Source organism: Bacillus sp. Root920, from assembly GCF_001429445.1.
In the GTDB taxonomy this organism is placed as follows: domain Bacteria; phylum Bacillota; class Bacilli; order Bacillales; family Bacillaceae; genus Bacillus; species Bacillus safensis.
The window spans coordinates 365,161-379,452 of record NZ_LMJV01000001.1 but is presented as its reverse complement, the minus strand read 5'-3'; the positions used below and the strand labels follow the sequence as shown (position 1 = coordinate 379,452).

The following is a 14,292-nucleotide window of genomic DNA, read 5'->3' as shown; positions in this document are numbered from 1 at the left end:
ATATAGGAGGCAGGCAACGTGACAAAGAAGATTGGATTCATTGGACTAGGTATTATGGGGAAACCTATGGCACTCAATCTATTAAAAGCTGGTCATACTTTGACAGTTTTTGACCTAAATGAGGAAGCGATTCGATCGTTACAAGAAGCCGGAGCAAAAGGTGCTGTTTCAGCAGCTGAGGCAGCTTCTGAAAGCGATATCATCATCACAATGCTTCCTAAAGGAGAGCATGTAGAGGCAGTCGTTTCAGGTGATCAAGGCATTTTAACGACAGCTGCACCTGGCACTATCATCGTAGATATGAGCTCAGTTTCTCCTGTCACCTCCAGGGCTTTAGCTGCTCTTGCCAAACAGCATCAGGTGGAATTTATCGATGCACCTGTCAGCGGCGGAGAACCGAAGGCAATAGACGGAACACTTGCCATCATGGCTGGCGGCGAAGAATCCATCTTTGAGCAAGTGAAGGATGTCCTGCTTGCAATGGGCACTGAAGTCGTATTAGTTGGAGCAAATGGCAGCGGGACAACAGCGAAGCTTGCCAATCAAATCATCGTCAACTTAAATATTGCGGCCATGTCCGAGGCGCTCGTTCTAGCTGCTAAATCAGGCATTGCCATTGATAAGATGTATGAAGCCATCCGCGGCGGACTGGCAGGAAGTGCCGTGCTCGATGCAAAGGTCCCTCTCATCTTAGAACGAAATTTTGAACCTGGCGGACGCATCGACATCAACTTGAAGGATTTAACCAATGTCATGGAAACTGCTCACGATATCGGTGTTCCTCTTCCGCTTTCTAGTCAGCTGCTTGAAATCTTCCACGCCCTCAAAGCGGACGGAAAATCCGGGCTTGATCATGGCGGCATCGTTCAATATTACGAAAAAATGGCTCATGTCGAAGTAAAGAAAGGATGAGATGGTCATGAAACAAAGCACTGACATACTGAATGCCATTCCGAAAGCAGATTCAAAGGCCATTCAATCAGCATACGAACAAGCACTGAGCAGCTTTCAGCATAAAGTTATTGTATTAGACGATGATCCAACAGGGATTCAAACCGTACATGGCGTCTCTGTTTTCACCGATTGGTCAGAGGAAAGCATTGAAGCTGGTTTTCTTGAAGACAGCCGCATGTTCTTTATTTTGACCAATTCTCGCAGTATGACAGAGAAAGAAACTGCCGCTGCGCACAAAACAATCGCAGCAACCATTGTAAAGGTGGCTAAACGGCTTAATCAGGACTTCGTCATTGTCAGCAGAGGGGATTCTACTCTTCGTGGACACTTTCCGCTTGAAACTGAAGTACTCAAAACGACCATTGAACAGCAAAGCTCCCGCCATTTCGATGGTGAAATCCTTCTTCCTTTTTTCCAAGAAGGTGGACGCTTTACGATCGACAATATTCATTACGTACAGGAAGGACATGAATTAATTCCTGCTGGTAACACAGAATTTGCAAGAGACCGCACATTCGGCTTTCAATCATCTCATCTTGGAGAATGGATTGAAGAAAAGTCAGAAGGAATGTTCACAAAAGAGAACACGACCTACATTTCGTTAGCTGATCTGCGGGCTTTACGCATTGATCAAATCAAACATCAGCTCATGGGTGTGAAGGATTTCAAAAAGGTGGTTGTAAACGCAGTGGATTATGACGATGTCAAAGTCTTTGTCACCGCTCTCATTGAAGCCATTCAAGCAGGACAGCAGCTGATGTTCAGAAGTGCGGCGGCGCTCACAAAAGTACTTGGCGGTATAGGGGATCAAGCCTTATTAACAAGAGATGACTTGATACAAGAAGAAAGCCCTCATGGTGGTCTCATTATGGTCGGTTCTCATGTGAAAAAAACAACAGAACAATTAAAAGCGCTTGAGCAAAATAAAGAGATGGCTTTTATTGAATTTAATACCCACCTCGTGTTAAAGCCTGATGCCTTTCGCGAAGAAATTGACCGCGTCATTCAGCAAACTGAAACACTGTTGGCAGCTGGTCAATCTGTGGCTGTTTATACAAGAAGAGAACGGCTTGATCTTGGGGATGATCGCCAAGAGGAAGAACTAAAGCTCTCTGTACAGATTAGTGATGCTGTGACAAGTATTGTCCAGCGTCTCACCATTCGTCCTAAGTATCTTATTGCCAAAGGTGGAATTACCTCCAGCGATATTGGGACAAGAGGACTTAGCGTGAAACGTGCGACCGTGGCAGGTCAAATCAAACCAGGGATCCCTGTTTGGCAAACAGGAGAAGAAAGTAAATTCCCTTTCATGTCTTATGTGATTTTCCCGGGAAATGTTGGGGCAAAGGATACGTTAAAAGAAGCTGTAGACATACTTGAAGGATAAGGCATAGGGGGGGTTTGCGCCCCCTTATGCACCACAAAGGAGGAAAGATCATGTCATTAGTGTTTATTGGACTTGGCGTTTTGTTATTGCTGTTACTCATGGTTGTCTTTAAGTTAAACGCTTTCATTTCTTTGATTATTGTCTCTTTAATTGTTGCTGTGTTAGAAGGGATGACACCACTAGAAGCGATCGCTTCCGTCGAAAAAGGACTTGGCAGTACGCTCGGACATCTGGCACTCGTTCTCGGTTTTGGAGCGATGCTTGGGAAATTGATGGCTGATTCTGGCGGAGCTCAGCGGATCGCGATGACACTTATTGACCGATTTGGCATCGGAAAAATCCAATGGGCGACGATGCTGACTGGGTTTGTGATTGGAATTGCTCTATTTTATGAAACCGGATTCATTATCTTAATTCCATTAGTCTTTACAATCGCTCAGGCTGCAAGACTTCCTGTGCTGTATGTGGGTATGCCGCTCGTCGCTGCACTCATCACCACACATGGCTTCCTCCCTCCTCACCCAGGACCAACTGCCATTGCGAATGTCTTTCAGGCAAACATGGGACAAACCTTATTGGTTGGGATTATTTTAGCGATTCCTGCTGTTTTAGTAGGCGGACTTCTGTTTACGAAACTATTTAAAAAAGATCAGTTGCACGCACATATCCCAAAGAACTTATTTAATCCAAAGGAATTCACAGAAGAAGAAATGCCTAGCTTCGGCATTAGCATTTTCACTGCTGTTTTGCCTGTATTACTTATGACATTCAGAGCATTTCTAGAAATTTTCTTCCCATCCTCCCCATTGCTGCCAACCGCTGAGTTTTTAGGCGAACCGGCGATTGCACTATTAATCTCAGTGCTGCTTGCCATCTACACGTTTGGGCTTGGAAGAGGAAAGAGCATGCAGGATGTGATGAAGTCCATCACGGATTCTATCGGCTCTATTGCTATGATTCTATTAATTATTGCAGGCGGCGGTGCCTTTAAACAAGTGCTCATTGATAGCGGCGTCGATCAATACATTGCAGGAATCATGCAAGGAAGCACACTTTCTCCCCTGCTTCTGACTTGGCTCATTGCTGCTGTCCTTCGTGTCTCTTTAGGATCAGCCACTGTCGCCGGTCTCACGGCGGCTGGCATTTCTGCACCACTGATTGGCCTGACGGGTGTCAGCCCTGAATTAATGGTGATCGCAACAGGTGCCGGCAGTATCACGTTCTCTCATGTGAATGATGCGGGTTTCTGGATTTATAAAGAATACTTTAACCTATCAATGGCTCAAACTTTTAAAACGTGGACATTGATGGTCACCGTGCTTTCACTTGTCGGACTAGCTGGTGTTCTTGTCGCTGATTTGTTCATGTAGGAAATTAAATTGTAAAAACCATTGACTTTTCCCTGAAAACGTTGAATAATTGTGTTTATTAAGAAAATTGAATCAAAAGGTAACCTTATTAAGAGTGGTGGAGGGACTGGCCCTGTGAAACCCGGCAACCGCTGTTCCTAGGAACAGAATGGTGCTAATTCCTTAAGCAAGCAAATGCTTGTTTGAAGATAAGGCAGAGTTCTCACAGTATATGATGCTCTTCCTTATCTAAGGAAGAGCTTTTTTATTTGATTTTTTAACCTGAAGAAAGAAGGGATTCAGCATGACTCAAGTACAAACCATTGGAAAGAAAACAACGAAACCGCCATTCCGCGCAGATCAAGTAGGAAGTTTACTTCGTTCAGAGCGCATCAAGGAAGCACGCAAGCAAAAAGCAGACGGTACGCTGACAGCAGAGCAGCTCCGACAAATTGAAAACGAAGAAATTACACGTATTGTAGAGAAGCAAAAAGAAATTGGGTTAGAGGTTGTCACAGATGGTGAATTCAGACGTGCATGGTGGCATTTTGACTTTCTTGAAGGACTCGATGGGGTTGAAGGGTTTGAAGCAGATCAAGGCATTCAATTTCATAACACAACGACAAAAGCTAGAGGCATCAAGGTAACAGGCAAGATCGATTTTACAGATCATCCAATGCTGGAGGATTATCGTTTCCTTCACAGCATCGCTGGTGATCATACGGCTAAAATGACGATTCCAAGTCCGAATATGCTCTTTTTCCGTGGAAAGCTTGAAGAAGGGGTGTATGACAGCTTAGAGGAATTCCACCATGATGTGGCACAGGCATATAAGAAAGCAATCCGTGCTTTTTATGATGCAGGCTGCCGCTACTTGCAGCTGGATGATACGGCATGGGCGGTGTTCTTTTCTGAAAAAGGCCACGAACAAATCAAAGCCTTTGGCCGAGAAGAAGATGAACTTCGCGAATCGTTTGCGAAGACAATCAATGAAGCTGTTGCTGACCGCCCAGAGGATTTGGTGATTACGATGCACATTTGCCGCGGTAACTTTAAATCGACATGGGCAGCTGAAGGTGGTTACGAAGCAGCGGCAGAAACAATTTTTGCCGGCTTAGATCTTGATGGTCTCTTTTTAGAGTTTGACGACGATCGTTCTGGCGGATTTGAGCCCCTTCGATATGTGAAGAACCCAAACCTTCAAATCGTACTAGGCCTTGTCACTTCAAAATATGGAGAGCTTGAGCCAGTTGAACAGATTAAAAAACGCATTGAGGAAGCGGCTCAATATGTGGACATTAACCAAATTTGTTTGAGTCCACAATGCGGATTCGCCTCAACAGAGGAAGGTAACCTGTTAACAGAAGAGCAGCAATGGGAAAAGCTGCGTCATGTGATTGAGATTGCTGATCAAGTGTGGAAATAGGCGGAAACTTACAGAAAAAGCTGACCTTCATAATAAAGAACCGCTTTTTTAAGCGGTTCTTTATTTTTTGTCATCTCAATCAACTTGATATTAAGTTTAATCGTATTACTTCTATAGTTAAGTTTAAGAAGATATTGAACATACGTTATCTTCTTAAAAACCATTTTTATACTCATAAGTTGTCTAACAAGTTAAGTGGATTGATACATTCAAGTCATCTTCCTAGCCAGAATATCTCCTACTGAAAATCCACCCTAATTATTAGAAATTACAATACTGCTTTTTCCATCGTTCCCTCAAGCAAACCTAAAAGTGTGACTATAGTTTATGGGGTCTCGAAGCTTTGGTTTAAATATATCGGTGAAATCAAATGCTAAGGCAACTCTTTTTCATACCAACTCTTTGCCCCCTACAGGTGGTACTAAAAATTCGTTAAGGTCACTGCCTCCTCAATGATATTCACTTTATTAGATAGAGAGTATCGATATAAAAACTTGTCAAAAATTTATTGATCTAAATTAAAAAAATAAGAAAAATGTGATATTATGACTTCCGTTAGGGTATTAACTTGAAATTTAATACATAAATAGAAAAATGATTACAAGAATAAAGTTTATAAAACTACTCTTCTTGTTGAGTTTAGTAATGTAGTTATTGCTAATGGACATGTATTATAAACTTGTTTTTTCATACCTTAACACTTTAGGAAAGGAGTGTACATTCATGGCTAACTTATGATGAATGTTATTTATATAATGATTTCGCCAAAGAAAATAAACTATCCGTCGATAGGTAATAAAATTATAAACCATACCCCCATTACACCAGCACAGGTATTCAAATTATTCATTCCATCCTTTAGAATTCTCCGTTGAACGGAGATATTCCAACAAGTATGGATACAAACGAGCCAAAGCCACAATCTTGGTAACTTGTTAGAAATTACTGAAGAATATGATACAGATGTTCAAACTTGTATCGAAGACCTGCAAGCATTGAGTAAACAATTAATTGAAAAGGAAGTTGTATATGTAAAATGAATAAACTTAACAACGATATTTTAGAAAACATCTATAAAAACATTTCAACTAAGAGAAGCAAAACAATCGTTAATTACATTGCAATGCTAATGGCACTAGCGAGAGATAATGAACTAAACGAGGATGATTTAATTAATTGGATTCACAGCAAATTAAGTGAAATAGGATATTTTCAAGAAAAAAACCGTATATTTACTCAAAACAAATTAGATGAATTTGTCTTAGAGTTTATTGAAGGAAGAGCACTATTATATGATGATATCAGCATAACTGAAACAAAACAAAACGAATATGTCATCAGTAGCAAACTGTGGTACAAAAAGAATCCACCTGAGAGTTTTTTTTATTTTGGTATTGACCCTGAAGATTTTTCGAACTATGCACAAAAACTTGCTCAAATAAACGCCGAAAAACTAGGCATCTCAATCCATTTTTCTGAGGATCAAGCGCATGAAAAAGAAATAGCCCATATCCAGCTGTCAAAAAAATGTTCTCTTTCAGAAGAATTGATAATAACTCAGCCAAGTTCAAAAGACTTTTCGTGGTTAACATGGTTTTTTAATGAACATTGGGGTGGAACGACTATGGTGTCTAAAGGGACAACTTATAATGTTTTAAATGAAAACATTTTGTTGGCTAAACGTGGAGATTATATAGTAGGAATATTAGTTTACAAAATATTCAAAGAAGAGGCAGAAATCCTGACTTTGGAGGCTCTAGAAAAGTACCATGGTGTTGGAAGTAGATTACTTTTTGAGTTAGAACAAAATCTAAAAACACAAAATATACACTCTATTAATTTAATCACTAGTAATGATAACTTAAATGCAATTAGGTTTTATCAAAGAAAGGGATATTCTTTCAAAAACATCTATATTGGTGCAATTGATAAAGCAAGAATGGTTAAACCTACAATTCCCTCTATAGGAAATTACGGAATACATGTCAAAGATGAATTAGAATTTGAAAAAAGGTTGATACAATGACTATAAAAAGCTGACTGACTAGTTCCATAAGTACTACCAAGTTATTAATAGTCTATCCTGGGCTAGTTAAATTTTATAATATTGATTATGAATTCATACAGTGGAGAAAGATTCAGATGTATAATTACTGAATTGAAGACAGAATTGCTGCTGATAACCATTTGAGAATAGGATTCTTTTCTTAGACCACAATTGGGAAAGGGTTAAGTCTACTAGAATTTAATTTTAAATACCCTAATCATTGAAGATATAAAAGAAATACTTGAAGAATGGGTATTACCGAATTAAAACCATTATATGATTTATATGAACCACGCAACAAATTAAAGTGTGGTTTATTTTTTGTTCGATAATGTCTTTTTCATAAAAAAGGCATTATCACCCATCATGCCCCTAGAGGAGACCCAATGAATGATAATGCCTGATTCAAATTGTTTTCACCATTTCAAGACACTAGATGTTCTTAAAGGATCGAAACAATATTTCCTCTGTTTAGTAATCCAAATGTTCACCATTTGTCGCAATCACTTGTTTATACCAATCGAAGCTTTTCTTTTTCTTTCTATCTAATGTACCGTTTCCTTCATTATCACGGTCAATATAAATGAAGCCGTAGCGTTTTTTCATTTCAGCCGTTGATGCGCTGACAAGGTCAATTGGGCCCCAGCTTGTATAACCGATCAGGTCAACTCCGTCTGCGATCGCTTCTCTCGCCTCTAGCAAATGGCTTCTGAGGTAATCAATTCGGTAATCGTCTTGAATTGATCCGTCTTCTTCTACTTGATCGACAGCACCCAATCCATTTTCTACGATAAACAATGGCTTTTGGTAGCGGTCATACAGCTGATTCAGTGTTGTACGAAGTCCTTTCGGATCAATTTGCCAGCCCCAATCACTTGCTTCTAGATAAGGGTTTTTCACACCTTCAAATAAGTTACCGCCAGTCACTTGTCCAAGAATCTCTGGATCTGTACTTGTCACAAAGCTCATATAATAACTGAAGCCAATATAGTCCACTGTATGGTTTCTTAAAATGTCTTCGTCCCCTTCTTGGAACTCGATGTTGATGTCATTTTCAAGGAAATAACGTTTCATGTAACCTGGGTAATAACCTCTTGCCTGTACATCTGAGAAGAATAATGTTTTACGGTCTTGCTCAATTGCAGCAAACATATCTTCTGGTCTTGAGCTGTACGGATAAGTTGTCATCGCTGCAATCATACAGCCGATTTTCGCATCAGGAATGATTTCGTGTCCTGCTTTGACAGCCAAAGCACTTGCAACAAATTGGTGATGCGCTGCTTGATATTGAATGCTTTTCTCGTCATCACCCTCTTCAAATACAAGTCCGCCGCCAGTGAAAGGCGCATGTAACACGACATTGATTTCATTGAATGTCATCCAATATTTCACTTTGTCTTTAAAGCGAGTGAACAATGTTTTCGCGTATGTTTCATAAAGATCGACAAGCTTGCGGTTTCTCCATCCGCCGTAGTTTTTCACAAGTGCGAGCGGCATTTCATAGTGAGAGATGGTGACAACTGGCTCAATTCCGTGCTTATGCAGTTCATCAAATACTTTTTCATAAAAAGCGAGGCCTGCTTCATTCGGTTCCGCATCGTCGCCATTTGGGAAAATACGCGGCCAAGAAATGGATAGTCTGAAGCACTTGAATCCCATTTCTGCAAAGAGTGCAATATCTTCTTTATAGCGATGGTAGAAATCGATTGCATCATGATATAAGTTAAGGTCTTTCATTGATTCATCGAATGGGTGCATAATACCATTTGGTGATACATCAGCTGTCGATAAGCCTTTTCCATCTTGATTATATGCGCCTTCAACTTGGTTGGCTGCAACAGCGCCGCCCCATAAGAAACCTTTAGGAAATGTTTTTTCTAACTTGTTCATGTTGAATACCCTCCTCTTTTTCTTCTACACTGACTGTAAGCAGTGTCTCTTTTACTGTAATCGTTCCATCTGTTTTCGCATCAACTTGTGCATAATCATTCGTGTTGGTGACAATAACAGGTGTGGTGACATCATAGCCTTCTTGCTGAATGCCCTCGATATCAAAATCAATGAGTACATCTCCTGCTTGAATCAGATCACCTGACTGCACATGACTTGTGAAATACTTTCCGCCAAGTTTTACCGTGTCAATCCCGACATGAATGAGAAGTTCTGTACCTTGTTCACTCTTCAAGCCAATGGCATGTTTTGTGTGGAAAATGGTTTCAACCTTGCCGTTGAACGGTGCTACAACACGCCCAGCTGTTGGTACAATGGCTGCACCTTTACCCATAATTTCATTAGAAAATGTTGCATCATTTACTTGATTGAGCGGCTTTAGTTGACCTTCAAGCGGGCTTTGTACCACTTCATTTTGAAGTGCTGCTGTGTCTTTCTTTTCTTCTGGTTTGTCTGCTTTTGTATCATCTTTCACTGGTACATCTTTGAATCCTAGAACAAGTGTCATGATCGTTGCTACAACAAATCCGATGACTAAACCGATGATTGAGTAGACAAATGTTGGTCCAATGAATGTTGGGAGACCTGGAAGGCCTGCTGATCCAGATATCACATATGATTTTACTTTAAAGATTGACATGAACACGCCGCCTGCTGCTGCACCAATAAGGGCTGCAAGGAACGGTTTTTTCAATCGCATGTTCACACCATACATAGCAGGTTCAGTAATACCCATTAAGGCTGTGATACTTGTAGACATCGCCAATGATTTGAATGTTTTGTTTTTTGATCTTAAGAAGACACCGAATGCTGCGCCTGCTTGTGCCATATTCGCTACAAACATCATTGGAAGAATGTAGTCAAAACCGTTTAACGTAATGTTGTTGATCATGATTGGAAGCAGTGCATAGTGCATGCCCGTAATGATCAATGGTGACATGAATCCGCCGATCAAGAGTCCTGCCAAAAGACCTGCATGTTTGAACAATAAATCAATTCCACCTGAAAGGCCACTTCCGATAATCCCGCCAAGCGGTCCAACCGCGATGAGCATAACTGGTACAACGACTAGAAGTGTGACTGTTGGAACAAGGATGATCTTTAATGATTTCGGACTATATTTTTCTGCGAATCTTTCAACATATGAACCAAGCCAGATGGTGAGTAGAATTGGAATCACCGATGAAGAGTACACAACGGCAACCACTGGCAAGCCTAGAAATTCTGTATTTCCCGCGCCCAGTAAAGCGGTTAACTGCGGGTGCAGTGCTGCTGCTGCAATGGCAGCCGCGATATACTGATTTGTGCCAATTTTTTTGGCTACGCTTACAGCAAGCAGAATCGGTAAGAAGTAAAAGGCTCCATCTCCGATGGCTGTTAAAATCGCATACGTACTGCTTTTATCTGATATCCACTGGAACGTGAGCATCAGTGCCAAAATCCCTTTGATCATACCGGCCCCAGCGATGGCTGGAAGAATCGGTGTGAAGACACCAGAGATAAAATCGAAAAGCTTTGATATCACATTTTGTTTTGACGCTTCTTCTGTACCGCCTGACTTGACATCAGATGATAGACCTGAATCAGCGACCATCGCTTGATAGACATTTGAGACATCATTGCCGATAATGACATGATATTGGCCTCCGCTTTGATTCACGCCCATGACGCCGTCTGTTGATTGCAGCTTCTCTTTATCTGCCTTGCTTTCATCGTATAAGTTGAAGCGAAGTCTTGTCATACAATGCGTGACGTGTTTAACATTCTTTTCACCGCCGACAAGTTCTAGCACTTCTTTTGCTGTTTGTTTGTGGTTCATTGTGTTACCCTCCAATCGTTGATTTCATCTTGATATAGAAAAAACCTAAACATCCATTAATGTCCGAGAAATAGCGATTCAGACATTAATCGATATTTAGGTTTTGCCTGCTTAACCAGTAACAATCCTTCATAGCGATTGATCGTTATTTAATTTTTATAAGTCTTTAGATATAAAAAAACCTAAATCACGCCTTATCAAAGATAGGGACAATGATTTAGGTTTTGCCTGCTTGACCAGTAACAATCCTAAAAGATTGTGGGTTATTTAGTTTATAGTTATAAATTATCATGTTAATTTTGTGATGTCAACGCTTTCTTTTTGAATTTATTTTCTTTTTATTACTCTGTCTATATGCAAAGTTAAATATAGCATTTCATCTTCTATGAGACTTCGGTTGTATTCTTTTTGAACATACTCGTTAATTTTTTCTGCGCATTGAAAAGCTGCAGTGTTTTTCTCTTTTACCACTTCATACAGAAACTCATTTTGATTTTCCATTTGTGTTTCGTTAAACAGACGCTGTCCGAAAAACTTTAAATGCGTCACAAATCGGAAATAATTTAATGATTCCTCGTCTAAATCAATTTGAAAGTGATATTTAACGATGTTTAAAATGTCTTGAATAAGTTTGGTGATTTGAATCACGTTTGGCATTTCTTCATTGAGCTCTGCATTGACAATATGCATGGCAATAAAGCCGGCTTCATCCTCAGGAAGATGGATGCTCAGCTTGTCCTCAATGATCCGAATAGCTTCTAAACCACATCTGAACTCATCTTTATACAGCCGTTTGATTTCCCAGAGCAAGGCATTTTTGATGTCCATTCCTTTTTGATGACGTTCAATGGCAAAGGTGATATGATCCGTCAGCGTCACATAGATGCTGTCATTTAGATTTTTGTTAAGCGTTGTTCTTGCATGCTCAATAATCGCCTCACACACTTGCATATACTCGATTGGAATATCATAAAGCAGGGTTTTGAATTTTTCTGATATATCTTTATTTTGAATAGAAAATACTTTTTCGATTCGTTCTTCGTCAATCGGGTCTCCGCTTTTCTTTTGAAACGCGATCCCTCTGCCCATAATGACCAGCTCATGCTGCTCGTCATCATACGCACTGACAACATTATTATTGATTACTTTAGAAATGATCAATTGATACCCCCCAGTACATTCCGCTTTTTCGAGCATTTTATCGTTGATTGATATGTCATGTTATTATTATTTTCAAAAAAGAGGACTTTAAGATGATTTTACATTTTTTTTGATCCGGTCAACTAGAAAGAATGACATATTACCTCTCAAAAATGACGAAATAGGGGCAAAAAAGTCTAAAAACATACACAAAAACACTCTAAAAAGAGTGTTTAAAGTGTGTTTTTTACAAAATCAGGAGCAATCCCAATTATAGACGACATTCTCGAAATTTTTTCGTTTAAGGTCTTCTGGTTTGATAAAGAAGTTGGCAATACCGCAATCTCCCCACATCAAATCTACTTCATCATCTGAGTCAATTTGCAATAACAGAACGGTATGTTCTTGATCTACATAGGTACGCGGGTCTTCTTGTGTAAACCCTGGGTACCCGCCCAATTTGTGACCAAAGCCACTCGCTGTTTCATAAAATTCATCCAGCAGGGCATCTGCTTCATCGCCATTAACACCATCTGCATCTTCGAATAGGTCCCAGCTGTTCTTTCCTGTGACTTTTTCAAAGCGGAAATCTCCTACACTGATCGTTTCGCTTGATAATTCACCTGTAATTGCGCCTTCCTTCGTCACAGGAAAATAAAAATCGTCTGGAATTTTCACAAAAGAAAAATCAGTCATTAACTCTTCTTCTGCCAAGAAAGGTTCCTCAATAAATTTGATGCGAAAATCTTTTTGCTCTGTTTTATGGTCAATATTCATCCCATAAAGATCATCATGCACAGAAATAAAAACTTGCAAAAGTCCTGTTTCTGGATAATCCTTCACCTTGGGCAGCTGGCCGAAATTAATTTGCGCCAAAAGTTTCATAGGATGTCCTTCGCCGTTAACTGGATATTCGTCGTTTTTTGGAAAATAAGGATCACCAGCTATTTTGCTGTCGTATGGTCCTGTTTTTCCTTGTTTCATCTGCAATTGAATCATTGGTTTTTCCGTTTCATCTAACAACGGACGGTAGGGTGCAAGTATTTCTTTCAGCTTCGCTGATTGTGTCACGATGATCTTCCTCCTTATGAATAGGTCTAATGACAAAACTAGTCTCTCTTTTTCTATCATACAGAAGTGTATCCTGCCTGTCAGCGATAAAACGGTCATAATCCTAACAAGTTTCTCACCTTGAAATGATAAAAAAACCTCCGATTCAGCTGGAGGTTTTGTCGTTCTTTTATTTCACTTGATAGTTTACTAAGTCGTTTGCTAATGCTTTCATCGTTTCGTTTGTTTCGTGAAGACCTTCAATAATTTTCGTAAAAGTGCCTACTAGTTCTGCTTGATGCTCAGAGGAAGCGACAATTTGCGCAATTTCTTCTTCCATTCCTTTGATCGACCCCTGCACATCTTTTAGGGCTGTTTCAATATCAGTCGTCGCCTGTTTCGCATGAGTTGACAGCTTTCTCACTTCTGTTGCGACCACTCCAAAGCCTGCTCCTGCTTCCCCTACTCTTGCAGCTTCTATTGATGCATTGAGTCCAAGTAAGTTCGTTTGATCAGAGATACCTTTGATGAGATTGGACACTTGATTGATTTTAGAGGAATTTTCGACAGTGGTTTTCGTATTTTGTAGAATTTGTTCACTTGTCGCTTGTAGTTCCTCTGAATGTGCGGCAACCTGCTGTACCATTGCGACTAGTTTTTCGGAAGCTTCGTTGCTCTCCGTCATGATGTGATCTAATCGTTGTTGATTCGTTTGGTCATATGCCACACAGAAGGCAGCAACCACTTGACCTGATTCATCATTAATTGGAACGGCTACGATATCCATTGGAATCCCGTATACTTCTTTCGGAATTTGGATAAACGATGGTTCTCTCCCATTTTTCAACATCGCAAAGTTTTGGAATCCAGCATCTAGTGCATCACCAGCTTTAAATCCTAAATCAATATTCCCATGCTGCTGATAGTAAAGAACCTTCTCTTTCCCTAAAACAGAAAAGGTTAGCTGCTCTCTCATAGCGAGTCCAATGATTGGTAAAGCGTCTATTATGTTATCAATTCTCTGTGACATTCGCTTACGTTCATCCTCTCTTTTTCTCAGTACACCTTCTTTATCGGTTCGTTATATGATCTATTACAGCCTGTAATGTGTACTAATATCAATCAAATGACCTAAGACATATAAAAAGCCCACATTCTATCAAGAGAATG

General features: G+C 40.0%; 10 protein-coding genes and 1 riboswitch. Of the genes, 5 read left to right on the top strand and 5 right to left on the bottom strand.

The features are described from left to right. The first annotated feature begins 18 nt into the window (after positions 1-18). The 5 genes from garR to ASE42_RS01540 all read left to right on the top strand — a co-directional run bounded on the left by garR (position 19) and on the right by ASE42_RS01540 (position 7,142). Positions 19-912 carry a 2-hydroxy-3-oxopropionate reductase gene (garR, locus tag ASE42_RS01560; protein ID WP_056765369.1) on the top strand — a complete coding sequence of 298 codons (894 nt, stop codon included), beginning with the start codon at positions 19-21 and terminating at the stop codon, positions 910-912. A 7-nt stretch (positions 913-919) separates the two neighbouring features. Beyond that, positions 920-2,341 carry a four-carbon acid sugar kinase family protein gene (locus ASE42_RS01555; protein WP_056766807.1) on the top strand — a complete coding sequence of 474 codons (1,422 nt, stop codon included), beginning with the start codon at positions 920-922 and terminating at the stop codon, positions 2,339-2,341. Positions 2,342-2,391: 50 nt separating this feature from the next. Next, positions 2,392-3,711 (top strand): gluconate:H+ symporter, encoded by a 1,320-nt coding sequence (locus ASE42_RS01550; protein ID WP_024423918.1) that lies wholly within the window; start codon positions 2,392-2,394, stop codon positions 3,709-3,711. 82 nt (positions 3,712-3,793) lie between these two features. Further along, a riboswitch (SAM riboswitch) is annotated at positions 3,794-3,906 on the top strand. Positions 3,907-3,994: 88 nt separating this feature from the next. Next, on the top strand, positions 3,995-5,116 hold the full coding sequence (locus ASE42_RS01545) for a 5-methyltetrahydropteroyltriglutamate--homocysteine S-methyltransferase (protein ID WP_024423919.1): 1,122 nt from the start codon (positions 3,995-3,997) through the stop codon (positions 5,114-5,116). A 1,036-nt stretch (positions 5,117-6,152) separates the two neighbouring features. Further along, entirely contained in the window at positions 6,153-7,142 is a 990-nt protein-coding gene (locus ASE42_RS01540; protein WP_034667859.1) for a GNAT family N-acetyltransferase, read from the top strand. Between the two features lie 492 nt (positions 7,143-7,634). On the opposite strand, the gene ASE42_RS01535 is transcribed toward ASE42_RS01540, so the two are convergent. The 5 genes from ASE42_RS01535 to ASE42_RS19425 form a co-directional block, all read right to left on the bottom strand. Beyond that, a complete protein-coding gene (locus ASE42_RS01535) occupies positions 7,635-9,053 on the bottom strand; it encodes a glycoside hydrolase family 1 protein (protein ID WP_056765368.1) in 1,419 nt (472 codons plus the stop codon). Further along, entirely contained in the window at positions 9,025-10,932 is a 1,908-nt protein-coding gene (locus tag ASE42_RS01530; RefSeq protein ID WP_056765366.1) for a beta-glucoside-specific PTS transporter subunit IIABC, read from the bottom strand. The genes ASE42_RS01535 and ASE42_RS01530 overlap by 29 nt, the downstream gene beginning before the upstream one ends. 327 nt (positions 10,933-11,259) lie before the next feature. Further along, positions 11,260-12,093 carry a BglG family transcription antiterminator LicT gene (licT, locus tag ASE42_RS01525; RefSeq protein WP_024423922.1) on the bottom strand — a complete coding sequence of 278 codons (834 nt, stop codon included), beginning with the start codon at positions 12,091-12,093 and terminating at the stop codon, positions 11,260-11,262. 234 nt (positions 12,094-12,327) lie between these two features. Then, entirely contained in the window at positions 12,328-13,143 is an 816-nt protein-coding gene (locus ASE42_RS01520; protein ID WP_056765361.1) for a YwqG family protein, read from the bottom strand. A 169-nt stretch (positions 13,144-13,312) separates the two neighbouring features. Then, positions 13,313-13,768, bottom strand: coding sequence for a methyl-accepting chemotaxis protein (locus ASE42_RS19425; protein WP_404841210.1), 456 nt, complete (start codon positions 13,766-13,768; stop codon positions 13,313-13,315). Positions 13,769-14,292: the final 524 nt, after the last annotated feature.

What these genes read in the sequence shown, in the direction of transcription:
- ASE42_RS01555 (WP_056766807.1), top strand. Translation starts at nt 920, where the DNA reads ATGAAACAAAGCACTGACATACTGAATGCCATTCCGAAAGCAGATTCA.
- ASE42_RS01550 (WP_024423918.1), top strand. Translation starts at nt 2,392, where the DNA reads ATGTCATTAGTGTTTATTGGACTTGGCGTTTTGTTATTGCTGTTACTC.
- ASE42_RS01545 (WP_024423919.1), top strand. Translation starts at nt 3,995, where the DNA reads ATGACTCAAGTACAAACCATTGGAAAGAAAACAACGAAACCGCCATTC.
- ASE42_RS01540 (WP_034667859.1), top strand. Translation starts at nt 6,153, where the DNA reads ATGAATAAACTTAACAACGATATTTTAGAAAACATCTATAAAAACATT.
- ASE42_RS01535 (WP_056765368.1), bottom strand. Translation starts at nt 9,053, where the DNA reads ATGAACAAGTTAGAAAAAACATTTCCTAAAGGTTTCTTATGGGGCGGC.
- ASE42_RS01530 (WP_056765366.1), bottom strand. Translation starts at nt 10,932, where the DNA reads ATGAACCACAAACAAACAGCAAAAGAAGTGCTAGAACTTGTCGGCGGT.
- ASE42_RS19425 (WP_404841210.1), bottom strand. Translation starts at nt 13,768, where the DNA reads ATGGTACAGCAGGTTGCCGCACATTCAGAGGAACTACAAGCGACAAGT.